The sequence below is a fragment of the Streptomyces sp. NPDC054757 genome, assembly GCF_053612185.1.
Genome location: NZ_JBSHBW010000003.1, coordinates 53,358 through 77,939, shown reverse-complemented (window position 1 = coordinate 77,939; position 24,582 = coordinate 53,358). Strand labels below are relative to the sequence as shown.

The following is a 24,582-nucleotide window of genomic DNA, read 5'->3' as shown; positions in this document are numbered from 1 at the left end:
CGCCCGTCCCCCCGCGGCCTGCGTCACCCGCCCGTGTCATCCGCCCGTGTCACCCCGGACGGCGGCGGGCTCACGTCAGCCCCGCGCCCGTCAGCCCGGCATCGTAAACGGCACCGGCCCCACCCCGTATCGCGGCGGCCCCCGTCACCCCTGGACAGCGGCCGGGTCCATCCACATGACCTCCCAGATGTGGCCGTCCGGGTCCTGGAAGGAGCGGCCGTACATAGGCCCCTGATCCTGCGGCTCGTTCGCGGGCGAGCCGCCGGAGGCCAGCGCGGTGTCGGCCAGCCGGTCGACGTCCTCTCTGCTCTCCGCGCTGAGACAGACCAGCACCTCGGTGGTGCTGGTCGCGTCGGCGATCTCCTTCCGGGTGAACTGCTTGAAGAACGGCTCCGTGAGCAGCATCGCGCAGATCGAGTCGCTGATCACCACACAGGCCGCGTTCTCGTCGGTGAACTGCGGGTTGATCCTGTATCCGAGCGCGGTGAAGAAGGACTTGGAGACTTCGAGCTCCTTGACCGGCAGGTTGACGAAGATCATCTGGGGCATTGCGGGCTCTTCTCTCAGGTCGGACCGGTGGCCGCGGTGGCGTGCCCTTCGGAGAGGTAGACGACAGACCGCACCGAAACTCATCGGCGGCGGGAAAGGACGTCCGCCGAAAGTCCAGCGGTACGGAGAGACGCCCCCCGGGGGGGCAAGGACCGACATACCCCGGCAACACCCCTGTCGTAATCCCGCACCATGGTTGATCGTTAGGGGCGTGCAACGATGACCGACGCCGACGCAGCCAGGGGGACGCACCATGACCATCAGCCGCAGGCGACTGCTCACCAGCGGAGGCAGCCTCGCACTGACCGGGGCGCTCGCCGCCGCGTGCGGGTCCAACACCGGCCGGGACGACGGCGCTTCGGGCGGCAGCGGGCCCACGCTCCAGCAGTGGTACCACCAGTACGGTGAGGCCGGGACCGAGCAGGCCGTGCGGCGGTACGCGGACGCCTATCGCAAGGCGACCGTCAAGATCCAGTGGCGGCCGGGCAATTACGACCAGCAGACTGCCGCCGCCCTGCTCTCCTCGTCGGGCCCGGACGTCTTCGAGGTCAACGGGCCCACCCTGGACCAGATCCAGGGCGGCCAGGTCACCGATCTGACCGGCCTCTTCGACGGAGTGAAGGACGACTTCAACCAGGCGGTACTCGCGCCGAAGACCTACGGCGGCAAGATCTGGGGCATCCCGCAGACCATCGACACCCAGCTCCTCTACTACCGCAAGAGCCTCCTGAAGGACGCGAACGTCCAGCCGCCCCGGACACTCGACGAACTCGTGGACGCGGCAAAGGCGTTGACCGGCAAGAAGGTCAAGGGCCTCTTCCTCGGCAATGACGGAGGCGCGGGTGTGCTCGGCGGGACCCCGCTCTACTCGGCCGGGCTCAGCCTCGTCACCGAGGACGGGAAGACCGGCTTCGACGATCCGGCTGCGGCCCGCACGCTGGCCAGGTTCCACCGGCTGTACGCCGACAAGTCGCTACTGCTCGGCGCCCCGGCGGACTGGTCGGACCCTTCGGCGCTCGTCCAGGGACTCACCGCCATGCAGTGGTGCGGTCTGTGGGCGCTCCCGGCGGTCAAGAAGGCGCTGGGCGACGACTTCGGCGTCCTGCCCTTCCCCGAGGACGGCCCGGACGGGAAGCCCTCGGTCCCGGTCGGGGCGTACAGCTCGGCGGTCAGCGCGCGCAGCAAGCACCGCGCCGAGGCCAAGGCGTTCGCCAAGTGGCTCTGGATCGACCGGACGGCCTACCAGGAGGACTTCGCGCTCTCCTACGGGTTCCACATCCCGGCCCGGATCTCGCTGGCGAAGAAGGCGGCGAAGTTGCGGGAGGGCGCTGCGGCGGACGCGGTGCGGTACGCGACCGACAGCGGCTGGGCCCAGCCGCTGCTGTGGACACCCGCCTGCCAGGTCGCGTACCAGGACGCCCTCAACCGGATCATCAAGGACGGCGCGAATCCGGAGACCGAGGTCAGGGCGGTCGTCCGCAAGACCGACGCCGAGCTCCGGCGGGTACAGAAGAAGAAGTCATGAGGGAGCGGTGGGGAAGGTGGGGGCGGTGAGGGAGGTGAGGGAGCCGTGAGACACCGCACGCTCTGGTTCTGGGTCTTCGTCGGCCCCTTCGCGGCCGGCCTCGCGCTCTTCACGTACGTACCGCTGCTGTGGAGTCTCTACCTCAGCTTCTTCGACGCCCACAACACGGTCTCGCCGACGCACTTCGTGGGGCTCGGCAACTACACCTCGATGCTGAGCGACGGCGCGTTCACCTCCAGCCTGTGGACGTTCGCGGTCTTCTCGCTGTTCATCGTGCCTGCGACGTACGTGCTCTCGCTCGCGCTGGCCCTGATGGTGAACCGGATGCGGTTCGCGCAGTCCTTCTTCCGGTCGGTGTTCTTCCTCCCGGCGGCCTGCTCCTATGTGGTGGCCTCGATGATCTGGAAGCTCTCGGTCTTCAACGGGGTCAGGTTCGGGCTGGCGAACACCGTGCTCGGCTGGTTCGGCCAGGACCAGACGGCGTGGCTCTCGACGACCCATCCGCCCTGGTACTGGCTGGTCATCGTGACCCTGCGGCTCTGGCTCCAGGCAGGCTTCTACATGGTGCTGTTCCTCGCCGGACTCCAGCGGATCGCGCCCCAGCTGTACGAGGCGGCAGCCGTCGACGGGGCGCGGCCGGGCTGGCAGGTCTTCCGGCACATCACGTTCCCGCAGCTGCGGGCGACCTCGGTGGCGGTGGTGCTGCTGCTCGTGATCAACGCGTTCCAGGCGTTCGACGAGTTCTACAACCTGCTGAGCGACGCCCGGGGCTATCCGCCGTACGCGCGCCCACCGCTCGTGTACCTCTACTACACGGCGCTCGGGCAGGGGCAGAACCTCGGGCTCGGCAGTGCGGGTGCGGTCATCCTCGCGCTGATCATCGCGGTGGTGACGATCGTCCAGGCCCGCTGGTTCGGGCTCGGCAGGACGGAGGACTGACATGCCCGGCAGCTCCGGCACACTCCGCGACCCCGGCACGCCGCGCGGCTCCGGCACGCCTCGCGACTCCGGCACGTCCCGCCGCTCCGGCTCGCCTCGCAGCTCAGGACCGCCCCGCAGCTCCGGCACGCCGCGCGGCTCCGGGACGGCCCGACGTGACGACGCCCTGGTACGGGCGGGACGCGCGCTGCGGACCGTCCTGCTGATCGCGCTGGCTGCGCTCTTCCTCATCCCGTTCTATCTGCTGCTGCGCAACGGGCTCTCCACCGAGCAGGAGATCACCTCACCCGCGTGGACGTTCTTCCCTTCCCACCTCCAGTGGTCGAACCTCCGCGAACTGTTCGACGACCCGGCGGTCCCGATGGCCCGCTCGCTGCTGAACTCGGCGCTGATCGCGGTGGCGACGACCCTCGGCACGGTCCTGCTGGCCTCACTGGCCGGCTACGGCCTGGCCCGCATCCCGTACCGCCACGCGAACAAGGTCTTCTACGCGATCCTGGGCACCCTGATGGTCCCGGCGGCTGTGACCTTCGTACCGAGCTTCGTACTGGTCTCCACGCTGGGCTGGATCTCCACGCTGCGCGGCCTGATCATCCCGACCCTGTTCTCTGCGTTCGCCTGCTTCATCTTCCGCCAGTACTTCCTCGGCTTCCCCCAGGAACTGGAGGACGCGGCCAAGGTCGACGGCCTGGGCTACTGGCGTACGTACTGGCGCATCGTGGTCCCCAACTCGGCCCCGGTCTTCGCGGCGGTCGGCACGATCGTCTTCATCGGCGCGTGGAACGCCTTCCTCTGGCCGCTGGTGATCGGCCAGGACAAGAACGCGTGGACGGTACAGGTGGCGCTCTCGACCTTCACCACGGGCCAAGTGGTCAACCTCCACGAGCTGTTCATCGCGGCGGCGGTGTCGATCCTGCCGCTGCTGCTGGTCTTCCTGCTGCTGCAACGGCACATCGTGGCGGGGGTGGAGCGGTCGGGGATCGACGACTGAGGGGGCTGGCACCACCAACGATACGGAGTTCAGGTACACCCGCACTCACCCGGCAGCTCCATCGTCCCCCGCCCCCGGGCCGACAAGACTGAAGGCGTTCAAAGGCATCCACCGGAACCCGCCGAAAGCCGGCACCAAGCCGCTCGGCGACCGGTACTTCCCCCTTCAGGAGCCCGCTCATGAGTGCACGCGCCACCACACCACGTCGCCGTACCGCAGTCTTCGCGACGGTGGCTCTGGCCACGGTCGCGGCCGTGTCCCTCGCGGCGTACGGGAACTCCACCGCCTCCGCTGCGTCCGTACCGTCCCGGTCAGGCCGCCCGTCGGCCACCGCCACTGCTTCTTCGCTCCACATGATCGCGAACAACGGCCACAAGCTGGCCTTCCATGTCACACCGGGCCACCTCCCGGCCATCGTGCTGGACGCGGGCGGCGGCCTGGACTCGTCGCAGTGGAAGAGGATCGCGCCTGTCCTGGCCAGGAAAACCGGGTCCGAGATCATCACGTACGACCGTGCCGGAATCGGGAAGAGCGACGAGGTCGTCGGCGCCTGGAACGCGCAGAACGCCGCTTCCGACCTGGAGGCCGGCCTCACCGAGCTGGGCGCCACCCATGACGTGGTTCTCGTCTCGCACTCCCAGGCGGGCGAGGTCGCCACGTACTTCGCGAAGAAGCACCCGAAGTGGGTTTCCGGCGCCGTCCTGGTCGACGCCGGCCTGCCGAATTTCTACACGGACAGCGAGACGGCGAAAATCGAGGCCGCGAACCAGGCGCAGGTGGCACAACTCGACGGCACCCTCTCGACGAAGCCGATCCGCCAACTCCTCGCCACGGCGAGCAACTACGGCCCGACGCACCACGCCTACCACCGGATCTCCTGGCCGCAGAGTGTCCCGGCGACGGTGATCGCGTCGTCGAAGACGCCCTTCGACACCCCCGAGGACGCACAGCTATGGCGTAAAGCACAGACGCAGTTCGCCGACGCCGCACCCAACCGAAGCCTTGTCGTCGCGAAGGGGAGCTCACACGACATTCCGGCCGACCGCCCGGATGTGGTCGTCAAGTCGGTCGAGGCCATGGCGAAGGCCCACGGCTGACGCGCCGCTGCGCCCCGCCGGCCGGTCAGACACGGCCTCTGAAAACCCCATGCCAGGAGGGACGGCATCCCCGCACGGGTGCCGTCCCTCCGGTTTCTGCACCGGAGCCGCCGACGGGGTCGGTGAGGGTCGGGGTGAACCCGACGGCGGCTCCGGGGGTCTGGTCAGCGGGGTCGGGTCAGCGGCTGTCGCTGCCGTCCGACTCGGCTGCCGCCCGGCCGGCTTCGAGCCTGGCCACCGGGATGCGGAACGGTGAGCACGAGACGTAGTCCAGGCCCACCTGGTGGAAGAAGTGGACCGACTCCGGGTCGCCGCCGTGTTCGCCGCAGACGCCCAGTTTGAGGTCGGGGCGGGTCGCGCGACCCGCCTCGCAGGCGCTGCGGACCAGCGAGCCGACCCCGTCCCGGTCGATCGTCTCGAACGGGGAGACGCCGAAGATGCCCTTCTCCAGGTACGCGGTGAAGAAGGACGCCTCCACGTCGTCGCGGGAGAAGCCCCACACCGTCTGGGTCAGGTCGTTCGTGCCGAACGAGAAGAACTGCGCCGCCTCGGCGATCTGGCCCGCCGTCAGCGCGGCGCGGGGCAGTTCGATCATGGTGCCGATGGTCAGTATCAGCGAGGTGCCGGTGGCCGCCTCCACCTCGGCGATGACCCGGTCGGCCTCCTCGCGGACGATCTCCAGCTCCTGGACCGTGCCCACCAGCGGGATCATGATCTCCGCGCGCGGGTCGCCCTTGGCTGCCTTGCGCTCGGCCGCCGCCTCGGCGATGGCCCGTACCTGCATGGCGAACAGACCCGGGATGACCAGCCCGAGCCGCACCCCGCGCAGCCCCAGCATCGGGTTCTGCTCATGGAGCTTGTGCACCGCCTGGAGGAGGCGCAGATCGTTCTCGTTGGCGTCCTTGCGGGACTCGGCGAGTGCGACGCGGACCGAGAGTTCGGTGATGTCCGGAAGGAACTCGTGCAGCGGCGGGTCGAGGAGACGGACCGTGACGGGGAGCCCGTCCATCGCCTCGAACAGCTCGATGAAGTCCTTCTTCTGGAGCGGCAGCAGCGCGCCGAGCGCCTTCTCGCGCTCGTCGTCCGTGTCGGCCAGGATCAGCCGCTCGACCAGCTCGCGGCGCTCGCCGAGGAACATGTGCTCGGTACGGCAGAGGCCGATGCCCTGCGCGCCGAACCGCCGGGCGCGCAGGGCGTCCTCGGCGTTGTCCGCGTTGGCCCGCACCCGCAGCCTGCGGCGCCGGTCCGCGTACGCCATGATCCGGTGGACGGCCTCGACCAGTTCGTCCGCGTCGTCGGCGCCCGCGTGCATCCGGCCCTCGAAGTACTCGACGACCGGCGACGGGACGACCGGCACCTCCCCCGCGTACACCTTGCCCGACGAGCCGTCGATCGAGACGGTGTCGCCCTCCTCGATGACCGCACCGTTCGGCGCGGTCAGCCGCCGGCGCTTGGTGTCGACCTCGATGTCCTCGGCGCCGCAGACACAGGTCTTGCCCATGCCGCGTGCGACCACGGCCGCGTGCGAGGTCTTCCCGCCGCGTGAGGTGAGGATGCCCTCGGCGGCGATCATGCCGTCGAGGTCGTCGGGGTTGGTCTCGCGGCGGATCAGGATGACCTTCTCGCCGGAGCGCGACCACTTGATCGCGGTGTACGAGTCGAAGACCGCCTTGCCGACGGCGGCACCCGGCGAGGCGGCGATGCCGCGTCCGAGCAGGTCGGCCTTGGCCTGGCCGTCGAAGCGCGGGAACATCAGCTGGGCGAGCTGCGCCCCGTTGACCCGCTGGAGCGCCTCGGCCTCGTCGATGAGCCCCTGGTCGACCAGCTGGGTGGCGATACGGAACGCGGCGCCTGCGGTGCGCTTGCCGACGCGGGTCTGGAGCATCCACAACTGGCCGCGCTCGATGGTGAATTCGATGTCACAGAGATCCTTGTAGTGGGTCTCCAGGGTCTCCATGATCTGCATGAGCTGGTCGTACGACTTCTTGTCGATCTGCTCCAGATCGGCGAGCGCCACGGTGTTGCGGATCCCCGCGACGACATCCTCGCCCTGCGCGTTCTGCAGGTAGTCGCCGTAGACGCCCTGGTGGCCGCTGGCCGGGTCGCGGGTGAAGGCGACACCGGTACCGGAGTCCGGGCCGAGGTTGCCGAAGACCATCGAGCAGATGTTGACGGCGGTGCCGAGGTCGCCGGGGATGCGCTCCTGACGCCGGTAGAGCTTGGCGCGGTCGGTGTTCCACGAATCGAAGACGGCCCTTATGGCCAGGTCCATCTGTTCGCGCGGGTCCTGCGGGAAGTCCCGCCCGGCGGCCTGCTTGACGATCTTCTTGAAGCGGCCGACGAGCTTCTTGAGGTCGCCGGCTTCGAGATCGGTGTCGACGCTGACCTTCTTGGCCTTCTTCGCGGCCTCCAGGGCCTCCTCGAAGAGTTCGCCGTCGACGTCGAGCACGGTCTTGCCGAACATCTGGATGAGGCGGCGGTAGGAGTCCCACGCGAACCGCTCGTCGCCCGACTGCTTGGTGAGTCCGGCCACGGACTTGTCCGAGAGGCCGATGTTCAGGACGGTGTCCATCATGCCCGGCATGGAGAACTTGGCGCCCGAACGGACCGAGACGAGCAGCGGGTTGTCGGCCTGGCCGAGCCTCTTGCCCATCGTCTTCTCCAGGGCGGCGAGGTGCGCACTCACCTCGTCGCGGAGTTCGACGGGCTCGTCGCCGCTGTCGAGGTACGTCTTGCACGCCTCGGTGGTGATGGTGAAGCCCGGAGGGACGGGCAGACCGAGGTTGGTCATCTCGGCGAGGTTGGCACCCTTCCCGCCGAGCAGGTCCTTGAGGTTGCGGTTGCCTTCGGTGAAGTCATAAACGAACTTCTGCGGCGCTTGCGCCTGAGTTACGTGGGGTTCTGCGTTCTTCGATTCCGGCACGGGACTCGACTCCTCGCGGACTGGCTGCCCTGACGGCGAGGAACATACCCAGATCGAAGGCTCCTGGGTACGTCCACCTGGTCGCCGTACGGCCGTAACCACTCGTCTGCCAGCAGATCGAAAGTGATCGTGAGGGCGGGGTTCAGCACCCGTTGAATTCAACCCTTGAAGGCATCACTTCGGTCCGTAGCCAGGTGTGAGGCATGTGTGGGCAGTTTCGGCCACCCTTGGCGATATCGAGTTCACTGCGAGAACGATTGCCACCTGGCACCCAGTGCCAGGCTTTGAGAAGTACACTCCAGGTTTAATCGCTCATCTGAGCAACCACCCGATCAGAGGTGGCGAGAATCACGCCACCCGACTGGGTCTCAGGCCACTATTCGGACCTTCCTGGTTCGCCTGGCGGACAGGCATTCCCGCAGAGCGGTGCAGTGTGCACTCAGTGCCGTGCCGTACATCGGGCCGGGGGCAGCCGGAGCCGCGCTCTCCCCCGGGAAAAGCCCGAAGCCCCCCGTCCCGCTCGGATGAGCGGTGGCGACGGGCGAGGGGCGAGGATCGCTGGGGCGGGCACCCGGCGCGGGCACCCGGCCGGTCAGCCGCCCGACGTGTCCAGTTCGGCATCCGCGCTGATGCCCGAGCAGTCGTACGGATCCTTCAGCCAGCCGTCGGGCAGGACGACCCGGTTGTTCCCCGAAGTGCGCCCGCGCGGCCCGTCCGCGCCGTCCGGCCACGGCTGGTCCAGGTCCAGCTCCTGGAGCTGGCTGCCCAGCTCGTCCAGCGACGAGGTGACCGCGAGCCGCCTGCGCATCTCGGAGCCGACCGCGAACCCCTTCAGATACCAGGCCACATGCTTACGGAAGTCGATCACGCCACGGGTCTCGTCACCGATCCACTCGCCGAGCAGCGTCGCGTGCCGCAGCATGACCGCCGCGACCTCGCGCAGCGCGGGCGCCTGCCGGGCCCGCGTGCCCTCGAAGCCGCTCACCAGATCGGCGAAGAGCCAGGGCCGCCCCAGGCAGCCGCGCCCCACGACCACCCCGTCGCAGCCGGTCTCCCGCATCATCCGCAGCGCGTCGTCCGCGCACCAGATGTCGCCGTTGCCGAGCACCGGGATCTCCGGGACATGCTCCTTGAGCCGGGCGATCGCGTCCCAGTCGGCGGTCCCCCCGTAGTGCTGGGCCGCGGTCCTGCCGTGCAGCGCGACGGCGGTGACGCCTTCGTCGACCGCGATCCGGCCCGCGTCGAGATAGGTGAGGTGGTCGTCGTTGATGCCCTTGCGCATCTTGATCGTGACGGGCACGGCGCCGCCCGCGTTGGAGACCGCCTCATGCAGGATCGCCCGCAGCAGCGGCCGCTTGAAGGGGAGCGCCGAGCCGCCGCCCTTACGGGTGACCTTGGGTACCGGGCAGCCGAAGTTCAGGTCGATGTGGTCGGCCAGATCCTCGTCCACGATCATGCGGACCGCCTTGCCGACGGTGACCGGGTCGACTCCGTACAGCTGGATCGAGCGCGGTGTCTCGGTCTTGTCGAAGTGGATCAGCTGCATGGTCTTGGCGTTGCGCTCCACCAGCGCCCGCGTCGTGATCATCTCGCTGACGAACAGGCCCTTACCGCCGCTGAACTCGCGACAGAGCGTGCGGAAGGGGGCGTTGGTGATACCCGCCATGGGGGCGAGCACGACGGGCGGCTGCACGGAGTGCGGGCCGATGGAGAGCGTGGTCATGAATCCATTGTCGCGTACACCGTGCCACGTACACCGAACTCGTTAGTTAACCGTACTATTCATACATGCCCGAGCTCACCCACCGCCGGCGGATGCTGGTGCTCGCGATCTGCTGCATGAGCCTGCTGATCGTCAGCCTCGACAACACCGTCCTGAACGTCGCCCTCCCCTCGATGCAGAAGGAGCTGCACGCGTCGGTCTCCGGACTCCAGTGGACGATCGACGCGTACACGCTGGTCCTGGCCTCGCTGCTGATGCTCGCGGGTTCGACGGCCGACCGGATCGGGCGGCGCAGGGTCTTCATGGCGGGTCTGGTGATATTCACCCTCGGCTCGGCGCTCTGCTCGATCGCCCCCAATCTGGAGTCGCTGGTCGTCTTCCGGATGGTGCAGGCCGTCGGTGGCTCGATGCTCAACCCGGTCGCGATGTCGATCATCACCAACACCTTCACCGAGCCGCGCGAACGCGCCCGCGCCATCGGTGTCTGGGGTGGCGTCGTCGGGATCTCGATGGCGGCGGGCCCGATCGTCGGCGGCCTCCTGGTGGACTCGGTCGGCTGGCGTTCGATCTTCTGGATCAACCTTCCGGTGGGCCTGGCCGCGCTGGCCCTCACCTGGCGTTACGTACCGGAGTCGCGGGCCCCGAAGGGCCGCAGGCCGGACCCGGTGGGCCAGTTGCTGGTCATCGCGCTGCTGGGCTCGGTGACGTACGCGATCATCGAGGCCCCGTCGGCCGGCTGGACTTCCCCGCTGATCCTCTCCTTCACCGGGGTGGCCCTGCTGGCACTCGCGGGTCTGGTGCTGTACGAGCCGAGGCGCCCGGAACCCCTGATCGACCTGCGGTTCTTCCGGAGCGCGCCGTTCAGCGGCGCCACCGTCATCGCGGTGTGCGGCTTCGCCGCGCTCGGCGGGTTCCTCTTCCTCAACACGCTCTATCTGCAGGACGTCCGCGGCCTCTCCGCGCTGCACGCGGGTCTCTACATGCTGCCGATGGCGGCACTGACCTTCCTCTGCGCACCGTTCTCGGGACGGCTGGTGGGCAATCGCGGGCCGCGGATCCCGCTGCTGGCCGCGGGGGTGGCGATGGCGCTGAGCGGTCTGTGCTTCGCGGTGCTCGACGCCGAGAAGCACACCCCGCTGCTCTTCACCGGCTATGTGCTGTTCGGGATCGGCTTCGGCATGGTGAACGCGCCGATCACCAACACCGCCGTCTCCGGGATGCCCCGCGCGCAGGCCGGGGTCGCGGCAGCGGTCGCTTCGACCAGCCGGCAGATCGGATCGACGCTGGGGGTCGCCGTGATCGGGGCCGTGCTGGCATCGGGCGTGAGCGGGGCCGCGCACACGGCGGGCTTCGCCGGAGCCAGCCGTACCGCCTGGTGGATCATCACCGGGTGCGGTCTGGCGGTCCTGGTCTTCGGGCTGCTCACCAGCGGGAGGTGGGCACAGCGCTCGGCCCGGCGGACCGCGGAGCGGCTCGACGCCCCCGAGACGGCTCAGACGGTGGCGGACGCCAACGCGTAGAGCCGCTCCAGGCGTTCACGGGATTCGGCGTTGGCCGGTACGTAGGTCACCATGCGCGGGCCGGACGCCGGGCCGAGCCAGAGGTCGGTGTGGTCCACGAGCAGCGGCCCGACATACCGGTTGTGGAAGCGCTTCGTCCGGCTGCCGGGGCCGATGATCTCGTGCCGCGCCCAGACCTCACGGAACTCGGGCGACACCGCCTCCAGCCGCTTGAGCAGCGCCTTCCAGGCGGGCTCCGCCAGATGCCCGGCCATCGACGCACGGAACTTGGCGGCCATCACCCGGTGCATGGCGTCGAGGTCGACGGCCGAGGACTTCCAGTCCTCGTTGGTGTACGAGAGCAGCATGCAGTTGCGGTCCTCGGGGGCGACGGCGTCCAGGTCGCAGAGCAGCCGGCCGTAGGTGCGGTTGTACGCGAGGATGTCGTAACGGCTGTTCTGGATGCAGGCGGGGACCGGGTCCAGCTGCTCGATCAGGGACGAGAGCGCCGGTGTGATGGAGGGGCAGACCGCGCCGGGCGACGGGTCGACGGCGCCGGCCAGCGAGAAGAGGTGGGCGCGTTCGTGCAGGTCGAGCAGGAGCGCACGGGCGATGGCGTCCAGGACCTGCGGGGAGACCGTGATGTCACGGGCCTGCTCAAGCCAGGTGTACCAGGTGACGCCCACGGCGGAGAGCTGGGCGACCTCCTCGCGGCGCAGCCCCGGGGTCCGGCGCCGGGCGCCGCGCGGCAGCCCCGCCTGCTCGGGCGTGATGCGCTCGCGGCGGCTGCGCAGGAAGTCGGCCAGCTCGTGCCTGCGTACATCGGTCTCCGGCGCAACTGTCGTCATGGTCCCAGAGTGCAGGACGGGGCAGGCCATTGCCAGGTACTGCTTGTACCAGGATAAGAAGACTCTGGTACCAGTCTGAGCGCCGGAGCATTCTCGGTTCCGTGAGCAATACGACAGCTACGACACGCACGACAGTACGGACTCCATCCACCCTTCCCGGCACCGTCCGCCGGCACGACCACCCCACCCCGGTGCTCTCCACGCTGGGCCTGTTCACGGTGCTGCTCGGCGCTGCGCTGCCGCTGATCGACTTCTTCATCGTCAATGTCGCCCTGCCCACCATCGACCACGACCTGGCCGCGGGACCCGCGATGCTGGAGCTGGTCGTCGCGGGATACGGCGTCGCGTACGCGGTGCTGCTCGTACTCGGCGGGCGGCTCGGGGACATGATCGGGCGGCGCAGGCTCTTCCTGATCGGCATGGCCGCGTTCGGCCTGACCTCGCTGGCCTGCGGTCTCTCGCCCGACGCCTGGACGCTGGTCGGCGCACGGGTGGCGCAGGGCGCCTCTTCGGCCCTGATGCTCCCGCAGGTGCTCGCCACCATCCAGGCCACCACGGCGGGCCCGCGGCGGGCGAAGGCCATGGGGCTCTACGGGGCGACGGCCGGGCTCTCGATGGTCGCCGGGCAGATACTCGGCGGCGTCCTGGTCGCCGCGGACGTGGCGGGCACCGGCTGGCGGTCGATCTTCCTGGTCAATGTGCCGGTCGCGCTCCTCGGTCTGGTGCTGGCGGTCCGCTCCGTACCGGAGACCCGGTCGGAGAAGCCCGCACCCGTCGACATACCCGGCACCCTGCTGCTGGCCCTCTCGCTGGTGACGCTCCTCGCGCCGCTCACCGAGGGCAGGGCCGCCGGGTGGCCGCTGTGGACCTGGATCTCGCTGGGGGTCTTCCCGTTCGCGGCTGCGGCCTTCTACCGCACGGAGCGGGCGGCCGACCGCAGGGGCGAGGTGCCGCTGGTGCCGCCGAGCCTGCTGCGGCTCGACTCACTGCGGCGCGGGCTCACGCTGGTGGTGCCGTTCTCGATCGGTTTCGGCGGATTCATGTTCGTCATCGCGGTCGCGCTCCAGCAGGGGCTGCGGATGGGTCCGGTGGCGGCGGGGCTGGCGCTCGTACCGATGGCCGCGGCCTTCTTCACCGCTTCGCTGGCCGGTCCCCGGCTGGTCGGCCGGTATGCGAGCCGGGTGGTGACCGCGGGCGGGGTGATCCAGGCCGTAGGGGTCGCGGTGCTCGCGGCGACCGTGTGGTGGGGCTGGTCCGGTCTCGGTATCGCGACCCTCGCCCCCGGCACCGCACTGGCCGGGTTCGGGCAGGGGCTCCAGCTGCCGGTGCTCTTCCGGATCGTGCTCTCCGACGTACCGGCGGAGCGGGCCGGGGTCGGCGGCGGTGTGATGACCACGACACAGCAGGCGTCGCTGGCGCTGGGGGTGGCCACACTCGGCACGCTCTTCCTGTCGCTGACCACATCGCTGGGGATGCGGGAGGCGCTGGCGGTGACGCTGCTGCTGCAGCTGGCCGCGGTCGCCGTGACCGCGCTGCTCAGCCTGCGGCTGCCGCGCACGGTGCGGTAGGGCCTGCCGGAGCGGAGCCGTAACGACGGTGGGCCCGGATCGTGGAGACGATCCGGGCCCACCGTGCTGTGTACCGGGTTGAACTGTGGTGTGGCGTGGTGCCCGGCGTGTCAGCCCTCGGCGTGGGGCTTCGCGGTGCCGGTTGCCGCGCTGTCGGGCGTCGCGGTGGCGTCGGCCCCCGCGGCCCGCTCGCGCATCTTCTGGAGCAGTTCCTGCTTCTGGTCAGCGGCTGACCTGCGGTCCTCGGCGCCTGCGGCGGCCGAACTCTGCGCCCCCGCACGGGGCATCTTCTTGCGCTGTCCGCCCACGCCGAGAAGGTTGTTGCGACTCTTTGCCATGCCGGTCAGAGTACCGGGACCACCACCGGGGGACGCACCGTATTTTTCCGGGCCCGGCCCGGACGATGCGTACACGATCAACCGTTCCCCGTGGATGCGCGCAATGAATCGCCGCAGATGGACAAGGAACCTGCATTACGGGCCAGTACGCACGCCTCGTAGTGTTCTGCCCTGTACGTGGAGCGGTGGAGACCCCAGGCTCGGCGGTCCCCTCCTGCTGTGCGCCGGGACGCGCACCCGTGGACGGTGCCGTACGCGCGGGCCCCGCCGCCGGAGCAGGCAGCGATGAAGGAGCCTCACCGTGGCACGACCTGACGCAGCGCCGACCACCCGGGACCGGGCCGGTCCGGGCCCCGGCCCCAGGTCCGGCGGCGGCGGCTCCGGCTCCCCGCTGACGCGCCGCAAGCCCGTCGAGCGGCTGATCGCCGAGGGCGGGCAGGGCGAGGGCGGGCAGCTCAGGCGCTCGCTCGGCATGTGGCAGCTGACGATGATCAGCATCGGGGCCACCCTGGGCACCGGCATCTTCGTGGTACTCGGCGAAGCGGTCCCCAAGGCCGGCCCGGCCGTGGTGATCTCCTTCGTGATCGCCGGGCTCACCGCCCTCTTCTCGGCCCTCTCGTACGCGGAACTGGCGGGCACCATCCCGGTCTCCGGCTCCTCCTACTCGTACACCTACGCCACGATGGGCGAGTTCGTCGCCTGGCTCTGCGGCTGGTGTCTGATGCTGGAGTACGGCGTGTCCGTGGCGGCCGTCGCCGTCGGCTGGGGCCAGTACCTCAACGAGTTCCTGGACGGCACGATCGGCGTCACGATCCCCACCGCGCTCTCCGCGCCGCCCGGCGACGGCGGCATCGTCAACATCCCCGCGCTGCTCGTCGTCCTGCTGGCGATGGCCTTCCTGCTGGGCGGTGCCAGGGAGAGCGCCCGCGCCAACACGATCATGGTGGTCGTGAAGATCGCCTCGCTGGTCCTGTTCTGCGCGGTGGCCGCGTCGGGCATCAAGGCGGGCAACTACAAGCCCTTCATGCCGCTCGGCATGACCGGCGTCAGCGCGGCAGGCGCCAGCCTCTTCTTCTCGTACATCGGCTTCGACGCGGCCTCCACCGCAGGCGAGGAGGCCCGCGACCCCAAGCGCGACATGCCGCGCGCGATCATGCTCTCGCTGCTGATCGTCACCGCCCTCTACTGCCTGGTGGCTCTCGTCGCCGTCGGTGCCATGCCGTGGCAGGACTTCCACAACGCGGACGCGGCCCTCGCGCAGATCATGCGGGACGTCACCGGGCAGAGCTTCTGGGCCGTGCTGCTCGCCGCGGGTGCGGTCATCGCCATCGCGAGCGTGGTCCTGACCGTGCTCTACGGGCAGACCCGCATCCTGTTCTCGATGGCCCGCGACGGACTGGTCCCCAAGGTGTTCGCCAAGGTCGGCCCGCGGACCGGCGCCCCGGTCGCCAACACGCTGATCGTCTCGCTCCTCTGCGGCGTCCTCGCGGCGGTCGTCCCGCTGGGCGAGCTGGCCAACGCCACCAGCATCGGCACGCTCTTCGCGTTCGCGCTGGTCAACGCGGCGGTCATCGTGCTCCGCCGGACCCGGCCCGATATGCCGAGGAACTTCCGGGTGGCGTTCTCACCGGTCACCCCGGCCATCGGCTTCGCGCTCTGCCTCTGGATGATGACCAGTCTCGGCGCGAGTACCTGGGTGTGGTTCGGTATCTGGATGGCCGCCGGGCTCGTGCTGTACTTCGGCTACGGGATGCGCCGCTCCCAGCTCGCCCGCGAAGGCGCTTTGGCCCGCGAAGGCATGACCGCCCGAGAAGACTGACCGCCCGCCGAGAAGAAGTGTGATCCACCCGCCTTGCGACTGAACGATCTCGACGAACGCATCGTCCACGCCCTCGCCGAGGACGCCCGCCGCTCCTACGCCGACATCGGCACCCGGGTCGGGCTCTCCGCCCCCGCCGTCAAACGCCGGGTCGACCGGCTCCTCGCGTCCGGCGCCATCACCGGCTTCACGGTACGGGTGGATCCCGCGGCGCTCGGCTGGGAGACGGAGGCGTTCGTCGAGATCCACTGCCGTCACAACACCTCCCCCGAGGACATCCGCCGCGGTATGGCGCGCTATCCGGAGGTGGTTTCCGCCTCGACCGTCACCGGTGAGGCGGACGCGGTCGTGCAGATCTACGCCGAGGACGTACGCCACTTCGAACGGGTCCTGGAGCGCATCGCGGGCGAACCGTTCGTCGAGCGCACCAAGTCCGTGCTCGTGCTCTCGCCCCTCGTACGGCGGTTCAGCTCGGGGTCGCCCGCGTAGCGCCACGAAGTGACAGATATTGAAATCTGTTACCCGTCATGCCATAGTCGCCATGTACCGACCCCTGTCAGCTTCTGTTCCGGCGAAGGAGCCCGCATGGCCACCACTCCCGTACCCACCCGCACCCTGGGCACCGCAGGACCGCTGGTCTCCGCCATCGGCCTCGGCTGCATGGGGATGTCCGCGCTGTACGGCACCGCCGACCGCGCCGAGTCGATCGCGACCATCCACGCCGCACTCGACGCCGGGGTCACCCTGCTCGACACCGGCGACTTCTACGGCATGGGCCACAACGAGCTGCTGATCGGCGAAGCCCTGCGCACCGCCCCGGCCGCCCGCCGCGAACAGGCCCTCACCAGCGTCAAGTTCGGCGCACTGCGGACCGTCGAAGGCGGCTTCACCGGCTACGACGGCCGTCCGAACGCCGTCAAGAACTTCGCCGCGTACTCCCTCCAGCGGCTCGGCACCGACCACATCGACATCTACCGGATCGCCCGTGTCGACCCGGACGTACCGATCGAGGAGACGGTCGGCGCCATCGCCGAACTGATCGAAGCGGGCCACGTACGGCATGTGGGCCTCTCCGAGGTGGGCGCCGAGACCATCCGCAGGGCCGCCGCCACCACGACGATCGCCGACCTCCAGATCGAGTACTCGCTGATCTCCCGGGGCATCGAGGCCGAGATCCTGCCCACCACCCGCGAGCTGGGCATCGGCATCACCGCGTACGGGGTGCTCTCCCGCGGTCTGATCAGCGGCCACTTCACCCGCGACCGCGAGCTGGGCCCCGGCGACTTCCGGAGCATGAGCCCCCGCTTCCAGGGCGAGAACCTCCAGCACAACCTCGATCTGGTCGACGCGCTGCGCAAGGTCGCCGACCGGAAGGGCGCTTCCGTCGCCCAGACCGCCATCGCCTGGGTCTCGGCACGCGGCGAGGACATCGTCCCGCTGATCGGCGCCAGGACCCGTGAGCGGCTGGCCGAGGCCCTCGGCTCCCTCGGTGTCACGCTCGACGCCGACGACCTCGCCGCCATCGAGGAGGCCGTCCCGGCCGGATCCGCCGCGGGCGACCGCTACCCGGCCGCCCAGATGGCCCACCTGGACAGCGAGCACTGAGGCCCCGGGTACCGTCGCAGCGAGCGCAGGGGTCCCGGTACCGTCGGTAGCGCTCCACTCCCCCGCACGGCAGCGCATCCCCCGAAGGCAGCGCCGCACCGAAAGGCAGCGCAGACGCGATGACGCCCGAAGCCCTGACACCCGACCGCATTCTTGAGGCGACCGAGGATGTGCTGCGCCGCTACGGCCCGGCCAAGGCCACGGTGGTCGACGTGGCACGGGTGCTCGGGGTCAGCCACGGCAGCGTCTACCGTCACTTCCGTACCAAGGCGGCGCTGCGCGAGGCCGTCACGGAGCGCTGGCTGCACCGGTCGGAGGAGGAACTGGCCCGGTTCGCCGACGACCGGGAGGGCCCGGCGACCGCCCGGCTGCAGGACTGGCTGACGGCCCTCTTCGCGGCGAAGCGCCGCAAGGCGGGCGACGACCCGGAGCTGTTCGCCACCTTCGGGGTGCTGACCGGGGAGAACAGCGGAGTGGTGGAGCGCCATATCGGGGCGCTGGTCGGCCAGCTCGCCCGGATCATCGAGGACGGCTGCGCCCAGGGTGCATTCGCCCCCGTAGATGCGGAGTTCACCACGACGGCCCGCGCGGTCTTCGACGCGACCGGGCGCTTCCACGACCCGGTGTACGCCGCGGAGTGGAGCCGCGCCGGTATCGACGACGACTTCACCGCCGTACGGGATCTGCTGCTGCGGGGGGTCAGGGTCCGCTGAGGGGCGGGGGGCGGCCGTCGCGGCGGCCCCGGGGACCGGTGGGGCCCGCCGGACGTCCGCGTCGTCCCGGTTACGCTGCCGTCATGGCCAGCCACAAGCCCGTACGGACCATCGACGCCCGAAGTCTGCGCGCCCTCGCGCACCCGCTGCGCGTGCGCATCATGGAGTCGCTGCGCCGCGAGGGGCCCGCGACGTCCACCACGCTGGCCCAGGAGTTCGGCGAGAGCACCGGCACGGTGAGCTGGCATCTGCGGCAGCTGGCCGAGCACCACTTCATCGAGGAGGACACGGAGCGGGGCACCAGGCGGGAGCGCTGGTGGCGGGCGGTGGAGGACCGACAGGTGCTGCACACCGCGCAGTTGAGCAAGGAGGATCCTTCGGCGCGGGTCGCCGTGGACGCCTATGTGCAGGAGCTGATCCAGCTGTACTTCCAGCGGGCGTCCGCGTATGCGGAGCAGCAGTGGCCCGCGGAATGGGAGAGCGCGGGCACCATCGCCAACTGGGACGATCTGCGGCTGACCCCGGCACGGCTGCGGGAGCTGAACGACGAGCTGATGGCCGTGGTCGACAAGTACTACCCGGGGGAGGGTGAGTCGCCGGCGCCCGGATCGCTGCCGATCAGCGTTCAGCTCCAGTCGTTCGCACGCCACGAGGGTCGGAGTTGAGGAGCCACCACCCGTACCGCGAGGGCAGAGGCTGAGGCGCCACCCGCGCCACGAGCCAGAGCCAGAGGCTGAACAACCGCCCGGAAACAGTGCGGAGAATATTGCAGAGAACTCTCTGCAAACCACTTTGCAGAGAGTTCTCTGCAAGCTACCTTCATACGCATGCCGACTCCGGGTACACCAGCGCGCTCCACCTCCCGCAGCCTCCTGCTGCGCAACCGCGACTTCCGTCTCCTCTGGACGGGCTCGACCACCGGGAAGTACGGGGCGTCCGTGACCTCGGTCGCCCTGCCTCTGGTCGCGGTCACACTGCTGCACGCCTCCACCCTCCAGGTGGGCCTGCTCACGGCCGCGACCTGGCTGCCCTGGCTGCTCATCGGCTTGCCCGCGGGTGCCTGGGTGGACCGGCTGCCGCGCCGCCCGGTCATGCTCACCGCCGACGCCGCCGCACTGCTGCTCTTCGCCGGGGTCCCGGTCGCCGCCTGGCAGCACCTGCTCTCGATCGGCTATCTGCTGGCCACGGCGGTACTGGCCGGGACGGCCACCGTCTTCTTCCAGACCGCGTACACCGCACTGCTCCCCCACCTCGTCGCCCCCGAGGACCAGGCGGAGGGCAACTCCAAGCTGCACGGCAGCGAGTCGGCGGCGCAGCTCGCCGGAAACGGCTCGGGCGGCTTCCTGGTGGAGGCGGTCGGCGCCGCGAACGGGCTGTTCGTGAACGCGGCGACGTTCGCGGTGTCGTTCCTCTGCGTCCTGCGCATCAGGCACCGCGAGCCGCGCGGCCCGGTGACCGTGCGGGCGCGCGGAGCGCTCGGCCGGGAGATCCGCAAGGGGCTGCGGCTGACCTTCGGCGACCCGTATCTGCGCGCCATGGCCATCTCGGGCGGCGCCTCCAATCTGGCACTGATGGCATATCAGTCGATCCTGGTCGTCTTCCTGGTGCGCGAGGTCCACCTCTCGTCGGGGACCATCGGGGCACTGATGACCGGAGGCGGTATCGGCGGCATCATCGGCGCCTTCGCCGCCCGCCGGGTCGCCGCCCGGATCGGCAGCGCCCGCGCCCTGATCCTCTTCGAGCTGGCGGTCCCCTCGCTCGCCCTGCTGATCCCGCTGACCACCGCCGGAGCCGGCCTGGTGCTCTTCGTGATCGGCTACACCTCGGTGTCCTTCGGGGTGATCGCGGGGAACATCCTCTCCTCGACCTTCCGTCAGCAGTACTGCCCCAAGGACATGCTCGGCCGGATCTCCGCATCGGCCGCGTTCCTCAACTACGGCACCATCCCCCTCGGAGCGGTCCTCGGTGGCGCGCTCGGCGAGGCGCTGGGGACCCGTACCGCACTGTGGATCACCATCGCCGGGCTCCCCTTCGCCGCGTCCCTCCTCTACTTCTCCCCGATCCGCCGCAACCGCGACCTGCCGACGGAGCCTCCGGCCGCCGACCCGGCCCCCCGTTCCGAGCCGGCACCCGCACTCTGAGCCGAGGCGGCGGGCGGCGGGCGACGGGCGGCCCGCCATAGGTGCGTTTCCGGCCACCAACCCAGGATCGGGGCCGATTGTCGACCACTACTTAGGTTAGGCTAACCTCTGCCGTGTGATCGTGACTGCACCCGAACGAGAAGACACCCCACGGCCCCGCCGCACCACGGCAGATGGTCCCGGCGCGTCCGCCGGTGGCGCCGGAGCCACCGGTGTTTCGTACGGGCTGGCCGCCACTGGCATCACGGTCGCCTATGACGGCGTCGATGTCGTACACGGGGCTGACCTGCGCCTCCCGAGAGGGCGGGTCACCGCACTCATCGGCCCCAACGGCAGCGGAAAGTCAACCCTGTTGAGGTCGGTAGCCCGGCTGCATCGGGCCCGCTCAGGACAGGTGACCGTGGGCGGCGAGGGCGAGGACTCCGTCGACGCCCTCGCCCTCTCCCGTACGGAGTTCGCCCGGCGCATCACGCTGCTCGCCCAGAGCCGTACGACCCCGGCCGGTCTCAGCGTCCGCGAGGTGGTCGGCTTCGGGCGCCACCCGTACCGCGGCCGGCTGCGCGGCAGCGACCCGGACGGCGCGCGGCTCGTCGACCACGCCCTGGCCGTCACCAACGTCACGGCACTCGCCGACCGCGGTGTCGAGAGTCTCTCCGGCGGCCAGCTCCAACGCGTCTGGTTCGCCTGCTGCCTGGCGCAGGACACCGAAGTGCTGCTGCTCGACGAGCCGACGACCTACCTCGACCTGCGCTACCAGGTGGAGATCCTGGACCTCGTCCGCGAGCTGGCCGACACACACGGGGTGACCATCGGCGTCGTCCTGCACGACCTGGACCAGGCCGCCGCCGTGGCGGACCAGGTGGTCCTGCTCTCATCGGGGCGCGTCGCCGCCGCCGGGACCCCGGCCGAGGTGTACGACCCGCAACTGCTGACCGACACCTATGGCATCCGTATCGAGGTCGCACCCGACCCCGCTACGGGCATCCCCCGCACCCGCGCGGTGGGAAGACACCACCTTCGGCTCGAAAGGCCCTGAAACATCCCATGACGACGACCAAGCCCGTGACGACCAAGCTCATGACGAGCGAGCTGACGACTGCCAAGCACCTGGCCGCCACGTACACGGCCAAGCACCCGGCCAAGCGGTGGGCATGGCCCCTGATCGTCGGAACCGCCGCGATCGCCCTCGTCGGCTGCGGCACATCCGAGGCCCCCAAGAAGGAGTCCTCCTCGGCCGCCAAGCTGACGCTCACCGACTCACGCGGCAAGAAGGTGACACTCGACGGACCGGCCAAGCGCGTCGTCGGCACCGAGTGGAACGTCGTCGAATCGCTCGTCTCACTGGGCGTCAAACCGGTCGGCGCCGCCGACGTCAAGGGATACAAGGCGTACGACACCGCCGCGCCGCTGCCCAGCGGCGTCAAGGACATAGGCACCCGCGGCGAGCCCAGCGTGGACACCGTCGCCGCCCTCAAGCCCGACCTGATCGTCGCGACCAACGACCTGTCGGACTCGGCCGTCAAGCAGCTCTCCAAGGTGGCACCCCTCATCGTGGTGCGGGCGGCGGACGCGAGCCGCCAGATCGACCAGATGACGGACAACGTCAACCTCATCGCCAGGGCCACCGGGACCGAGGACCGGGCCAGGACCGAACTCGCCGCCTTCCGCAAGAAGATCGCCGCCGGTCGCAAGGAACTCTCCGACGCCGGGCTCGAAGGCAAGAAGGTCGCCTTCGCCGACGGGTGGAAAGAAGGCAGCCAGGTATCGGTGCGCCCCTATGTGAAGGGCTCGCTGATCACCGACGTCAACACCGAACTCGGCCTGGTCAGCCCCTGGTCCATGAAGGGCGACAAGGGGTACGGCCTGGCGGCGACCGATGTTGAGGGCCTGACGAAGATCGGCGATGCCCAGTTCCTCTACATCACCAACACCACGGACGGCGGGGACCCGTTCGCCGACGGGCTCAAGGACAACGCGGTGTGGAAGTCGCTGCCCTTCGTCAAGAAGGGGCATGTCCACCGGCTCCCGGACGGCATCTGGATGTTCGGTGGTACGGCGTCGATGACGCAGTACGTCGACGCCGTCGTGCACGCGCTGACCAAGTGACCGTGCACACCCAACCGGCCGAGCCCGCACCCGCGCACTCCGCTGACCCGGCCCAGCCCGCACCCGCGCACTCCGCTGCCCCGGCCCAGCCCGTACCCACGCAGTCCGCCGCCCCGGCCGAGGAGTCACCCCCGGCCGGGCCCGGCCGCCCGGCACCGCGCGGGGCTCTCCCCCTCCTCGCGCTCGGGACGCTCCTCGCGCTGCTCGCCCTCGCCGTCGTCCACATCGGCCAGGGCACGGCGGCCGTGGGACCGCAGGCACTCTGGCGCGCCGTCACCACCCTGTGGACCGGCCACGACGGGGCGAACCAGGCGGACGCCGTGCTCGTCGCCTCCCGGCTGCCACGGCTCGCCGCCGGGCTGGTCGTCGGGTGCACGCTGGGCGCCGCCGGGGCCGTACTGCAGTCGGTGTCGCGCAACGTCCTGGCCTCGCCCGACACCCTCGCCGTGAACGCCGGCGCGTATCTGGCGGTCGTCGCCGTCGCCGCGTTCGGCATCTCCCTGCCCGCCTTCCCGGCAGGCGGCACGGCGCTGGTCGGCGGACTGCTCGCGGCCGGTGTCGTACTGGGGCTCGCCCGTGCCGGGTCGGGCTCCACCCGGCTCGTCCTGGCGGGCTCGGCCCTCACGCTCGGGTTCAGCGGTCTGAGCCAGATGCTCCTCCTGCTGCGCACCCAGCAGACCACCGGCCTCTACGCCTGGGGCAACGGCTCGCTCGCCCAGATCGGCATGCAGACCATCGACCGGCTCGCCCCGGTCGCACTCGTGGCGCTCGCCGGTCTGGTCGCGCTGGGCAGGCGGCTCGACATCCTGGGGCTCGGTGACGACGAGGCGCAGGTGGTCGGGGTCAACCCCCGCCTCACCCGCAGCGTCGCGGTCGTACTCGCCGTGGTCCTCTCCGCGGTCTCGGTCACCGTCGCCGGGCCCATCGGCTTCGTCGGACTGTGCGCGCCCGCGGCCGTCCGGCTGGTCGGCGGACGCATACCGGCGCTCCTGCGCCACCGGGTGTTCATCCCCGCATCGGCGCTCGCCGGTGTCCTCGTGGTGCTCGGCGCCGATGTCCTCCTGCGGGCACTTTTCGGGGCGCAGGCGGGCGCGGCCGTACCGACCGGCATCGTGACCAGCTTCTTCGGCGCCGTGGTGCTCGTCTTCCTGGCCTACCGGTCACGGGACGGGGGTTCCACCACCCCCGACGCGGCCTTCGCCAGGCTGCGCAGCCGCCGCGCCTTCGTCGTCACCCTCGTGGTGGTGTCCGCCGCTCTCCTCGCCTCGGCCGTCGCGGCGGTCCTGCTCGGTGACACCACCCTGCTCATCGGTGACGTGGGGAACTGGCTCACCGGCAGGTCGGGCCGGCTCGTCACCTTCGTACTCGACACCCGGGTGCCGCGGATCGCCGCCGCGCTGCTCGCCGGGGCCGCGCTCGCCACGGCGGGCACGGTGGTCCAGGCCGTCTCGCGCAACCCGCTCGCCGAGCCCGGCATCCTCGGAGTGGTCGGCGGCGCGGGGGTCGGCGCGGTCGCCACCCTGACGGCTGTCCCCCTCGCGAGCTTCTGGCTGATCGGCGGATCGGCGCTGGCCGGAGCCGCGGCCGCCACCGCGCTGGTCTTCGGGCTCGCGGCACGGTACGGACTTGAGCAGAACCGGCTGGTGCTGATCGGTATCGGTGTCTCCGCGGGCGCCGCGGCGCTGGTGAGCCTGCTGATCGTGCTGACCGACCCGCACAACGGTACGAAGGCGCTGGTGTGGCTCTCCGGATCGACGTACGGGCGCACGTTCCCCGAGGTCCTTCCGGTGCTGGCCGCTCTCGTGGTCTGCCTGCCCGTGCTCTCCGTGATGCGGCGCGACCTCGACATCATCGGCCTGGACGGCGACACACCGAGACTGCTGGGGATCCGTATCGGCAGTACGCGACTGGCCCTGCTCGGGGTCTCCGTCGTGCTCACCGCGGCGGCGGTCGCGGCGGTCGGTGTGATCGGCTTCGTCGGCCTGGTGGCACCGCACGCGGCCCGCGCCCTGGTGGGCCAGCGCCATGCCCGGGTGCTCCCGGTGGCCGCGCTGATGGGCGCCCTGCTGGTGGTGGTCGCGGACACGGTGGGCCGGACGGTGATCGCGCCCGCGCAGATCCCCGTGGGCGTGGTCACCGCGGTGATCGGCGCCCCGTACTTCGGGTGGCTGCTGTGGCGGGCCAGGGCGGACGGGTAG

The 24,582-nt window shown here is 70.2% G+C and carries 20 protein-coding genes; 15 read left to right on the top strand and 5 right to left on the bottom strand.

What is annotated here, in order from left to right:
* Nucleotides 1–144: 144 nt before the first annotated feature.
* Entirely contained in the window at nt 145–549 is a 405-nt protein-coding gene (locus ACWGKJ_RS05505) for a VOC family protein (RefSeq protein WP_385024612.1), read from the bottom strand.
* 253 nt (nt 550–802) lie between these two features.
* On the opposite strand from ACWGKJ_RS05505, the gene ACWGKJ_RS05500 reads away from it, so the two are divergent.
* The 4 genes from ACWGKJ_RS05500 to ACWGKJ_RS05485 all read left to right on the top strand — a co-directional run bounded on the left by ACWGKJ_RS05500 (nt 803) and on the right by ACWGKJ_RS05485 (nt 5,101).
* Nucleotides 803–2,074 (top strand): ABC transporter substrate-binding protein, encoded by a 1,272-nt coding sequence (locus ACWGKJ_RS05500; RefSeq protein WP_385024614.1) that lies wholly within the window; start codon nt 803–805, stop codon nt 2,072–2,074.
* A 45-nt stretch (nt 2,075–2,119) separates the two neighbouring features.
* Nucleotides 2,120–3,013 carry a carbohydrate ABC transporter permease gene (locus ACWGKJ_RS05495; protein WP_385024616.1) on the top strand — a complete coding sequence of 298 codons (894 nt, stop codon included), beginning with the start codon at nt 2,120–2,122 and terminating at the stop codon, nt 3,011–3,013.
* 1 nt (nt 3,014) lies between these two features.
* Complete coding sequence (locus tag ACWGKJ_RS05490) at nt 3,015–4,004, top strand: carbohydrate ABC transporter permease (protein WP_385024618.1); 990 nt, start codon at nt 3,015–3,017, stop codon at nt 4,002–4,004.
* Nucleotides 4,005–4,183: 179 nt separating this feature from the next.
* Nucleotides 4,184–5,101, top strand: coding sequence for an alpha/beta fold hydrolase (locus ACWGKJ_RS05485; protein WP_385024620.1), 918 nt, complete (start codon nt 4,184–4,186; stop codon nt 5,099–5,101).
* A 178-nt stretch (nt 5,102–5,279) separates the two neighbouring features.
* Here ACWGKJ_RS05485 and ppdK read toward each other — a convergent pair whose 3' ends face one another.
* Both ppdK and dusB read right to left on the bottom strand, forming a co-directional pair.
* Nucleotides 5,280–8,024, bottom strand: a complete 2,745-nt coding sequence (gene ppdK / locus ACWGKJ_RS05480) for a pyruvate, phosphate dikinase (RefSeq protein ID WP_453315674.1) — start codon at nt 8,022–8,024, stop codon at nt 5,280–5,282.
* A gap of 592 nt (nt 8,025–8,616) precedes the next feature.
* Nucleotides 8,617–9,747 carry a tRNA dihydrouridine synthase DusB gene (gene dusB / locus ACWGKJ_RS05475; RefSeq protein WP_385022771.1) on the bottom strand — a complete coding sequence of 377 codons (1,131 nt, stop codon included), beginning with the start codon at nt 9,745–9,747 and terminating at the stop codon, nt 8,617–8,619.
* A 65-nt stretch (nt 9,748–9,812) separates the two neighbouring features.
* Here dusB and ACWGKJ_RS05470 point away from each other — a divergent pair, with 65 nt between their 5' ends.
* Nucleotides 9,813–11,267: an MFS transporter gene (locus ACWGKJ_RS05470; protein WP_385022774.1), complete on the top strand. Its 1,455-nt coding sequence runs from the start codon at nt 9,813–9,815 to the stop codon at nt 11,265–11,267.
* On the opposite strand, the gene ACWGKJ_RS05465 is transcribed toward ACWGKJ_RS05470, so the two are convergent.
* Complete coding sequence (locus ACWGKJ_RS05465; RefSeq protein ID WP_385022777.1) at nt 11,240–12,094, bottom strand: helix-turn-helix transcriptional regulator; 855 nt, start codon at nt 12,092–12,094, stop codon at nt 11,240–11,242. The two genes, ACWGKJ_RS05470 and ACWGKJ_RS05465, sit on opposite strands and share 28 nt — an antisense overlap.
* A 191-nt stretch (nt 12,095–12,285) precedes the next feature.
* On the opposite strand from ACWGKJ_RS05465, the gene ACWGKJ_RS05460 reads away from it, so the two are divergent.
* A complete protein-coding gene (locus tag ACWGKJ_RS05460) occupies nt 12,286–13,662 on the top strand; it encodes an MFS transporter (RefSeq protein WP_385022923.1) in 1,377 nt (458 codons plus the stop codon).
* A 110-nt stretch (nt 13,663–13,772) separates the two neighbouring features.
* On the opposite strand, the gene ACWGKJ_RS05455 is transcribed toward ACWGKJ_RS05460, so the two are convergent.
* Nucleotides 13,773–14,000 carry a DUF6243 family protein gene (locus ACWGKJ_RS05455; RefSeq protein WP_385022780.1) on the bottom strand — a complete coding sequence of 76 codons (228 nt, stop codon included), beginning with the start codon at nt 13,998–14,000 and terminating at the stop codon, nt 13,773–13,775.
* Nucleotides 14,001–14,391: 391 nt separating this feature from the next.
* Between ACWGKJ_RS05455 and ACWGKJ_RS05450 the strand changes: the two genes are divergently transcribed.
* The 9 genes from ACWGKJ_RS05450 to ACWGKJ_RS05410 all read left to right on the top strand — a co-directional run bounded on the left by ACWGKJ_RS05450 (nt 14,392) and on the right by ACWGKJ_RS05410 (nt 24,582).
* Nucleotides 14,392–15,819 (top strand): amino acid permease, encoded by a 1,428-nt coding sequence (locus tag ACWGKJ_RS05450; RefSeq protein ID WP_385022925.1) that lies wholly within the window; start codon nt 14,392–14,394, stop codon nt 15,817–15,819.
* 33 nt (nt 15,820–15,852) lie between these two features.
* Nucleotides 15,853–16,308 carry an Lrp/AsnC family transcriptional regulator gene (locus ACWGKJ_RS05445; RefSeq protein WP_385022783.1) on the top strand — a complete coding sequence of 152 codons (456 nt, stop codon included), beginning with the start codon at nt 15,853–15,855 and terminating at the stop codon, nt 16,306–16,308.
* Nucleotides 16,309–16,404: 96 nt separating this feature from the next.
* The gene (locus ACWGKJ_RS05440) at nt 16,405–17,424 is read left to right on the top strand and encodes an aldo/keto reductase (protein WP_385022786.1); all 1,020 of its coding nucleotides are present in this window, start codon (nt 16,405–16,407) and stop codon (nt 17,422–17,424) included.
* Between the two features lie 119 nt (nt 17,425–17,543).
* On the top strand, nt 17,544–18,137 hold the full coding sequence (locus ACWGKJ_RS05435; protein ID WP_385022789.1) for a TetR family transcriptional regulator: 594 nt from the start codon (nt 17,544–17,546) through the stop codon (nt 18,135–18,137).
* Between the two features lie 83 nt (nt 18,138–18,220).
* Nucleotides 18,221–18,802: an ArsR/SmtB family transcription factor gene (locus tag ACWGKJ_RS05430; protein WP_385022792.1), complete on the top strand. Its 582-nt coding sequence runs from the start codon at nt 18,221–18,223 to the stop codon at nt 18,800–18,802.
* Nucleotides 18,803–18,964: 162 nt separating this feature from the next.
* Nucleotides 18,965–20,278 carry an MFS transporter gene (locus ACWGKJ_RS05425; protein ID WP_385022795.1) on the top strand — a complete coding sequence of 438 codons (1,314 nt, stop codon included), beginning with the start codon at nt 18,965–18,967 and terminating at the stop codon, nt 20,276–20,278.
* Between the two features lie 115 nt (nt 20,279–20,393).
* On the top strand, nt 20,394–21,314 hold the full coding sequence (locus ACWGKJ_RS05420) for an ABC transporter ATP-binding protein (protein ID WP_385022798.1): 921 nt from the start codon (nt 20,394–20,396) through the stop codon (nt 21,312–21,314).
* An 8-nt stretch (nt 21,315–21,322) separates the two neighbouring features.
* Nucleotides 21,323–22,384, top strand: a complete 1,062-nt coding sequence (locus ACWGKJ_RS05415) for an iron-siderophore ABC transporter substrate-binding protein (RefSeq protein WP_385022801.1) — start codon at nt 21,323–21,325, stop codon at nt 22,382–22,384.
* Between the two features lie 2 nt (nt 22,385–22,386).
* Entirely contained in the window at nt 22,387–24,582 is a 2,196-nt protein-coding gene (locus ACWGKJ_RS05410) for an iron ABC transporter permease (protein WP_385022805.1), read from the top strand.

What these genes read in the sequence shown, in the direction of transcription:
- ACWGKJ_RS05505 (WP_385024612.1), bottom strand. Translation starts at nt 549, where the DNA reads ATGCCCCAGATGATCTTCGTCAACCTGCCGGTCAAGGAGCTCGAAGTC.
- ACWGKJ_RS05500 (WP_385024614.1), top strand. Translation starts at nt 803, where the DNA reads ATGACCATCAGCCGCAGGCGACTGCTCACCAGCGGAGGCAGCCTCGCA.
- ACWGKJ_RS05490 (WP_385024618.1), top strand. Translation starts at nt 3,015, where the DNA reads ATGCCCGGCAGCTCCGGCACACTCCGCGACCCCGGCACGCCGCGCGGC.
- ACWGKJ_RS05485 (WP_385024620.1), top strand. Translation starts at nt 4,184, where the DNA reads ATGAGTGCACGCGCCACCACACCACGTCGCCGTACCGCAGTCTTCGCG.
- dusB (WP_385022771.1), bottom strand. Translation starts at nt 9,747, where the DNA reads ATGACCACGCTCTCCATCGGCCCGCACTCCGTGCAGCCGCCCGTCGTG.
- ACWGKJ_RS05470 (WP_385022774.1), top strand. Translation starts at nt 9,813, where the DNA reads ATGCCCGAGCTCACCCACCGCCGGCGGATGCTGGTGCTCGCGATCTGC.
- ACWGKJ_RS05465 (WP_385022777.1), bottom strand. Translation starts at nt 12,094, where the DNA reads ATGACGACAGTTGCGCCGGAGACCGATGTACGCAGGCACGAGCTGGCC.
- ACWGKJ_RS05455 (WP_385022780.1), bottom strand. Translation starts at nt 14,000, where the DNA reads ATGGCAAAGAGTCGCAACAACCTTCTCGGCGTGGGCGGACAGCGCAAG.
- ACWGKJ_RS05440 (WP_385022786.1), top strand. Translation starts at nt 16,405, where the DNA reads ATGGCCACCACTCCCGTACCCACCCGCACCCTGGGCACCGCAGGACCG.
- ACWGKJ_RS05435 (WP_385022789.1), top strand. Translation starts at nt 17,544, where the DNA reads ATGACGCCCGAAGCCCTGACACCCGACCGCATTCTTGAGGCGACCGAG.
- ACWGKJ_RS05430 (WP_385022792.1), top strand. Translation starts at nt 18,221, where the DNA reads ATGGCCAGCCACAAGCCCGTACGGACCATCGACGCCCGAAGTCTGCGC.
- ACWGKJ_RS05425 (WP_385022795.1), top strand. Translation starts at nt 18,965, where the DNA reads ATGCCGACTCCGGGTACACCAGCGCGCTCCACCTCCCGCAGCCTCCTG.
- ACWGKJ_RS05415 (WP_385022801.1), top strand. Translation starts at nt 21,323, where the DNA reads ATGACGACGACCAAGCCCGTGACGACCAAGCTCATGACGAGCGAGCTG.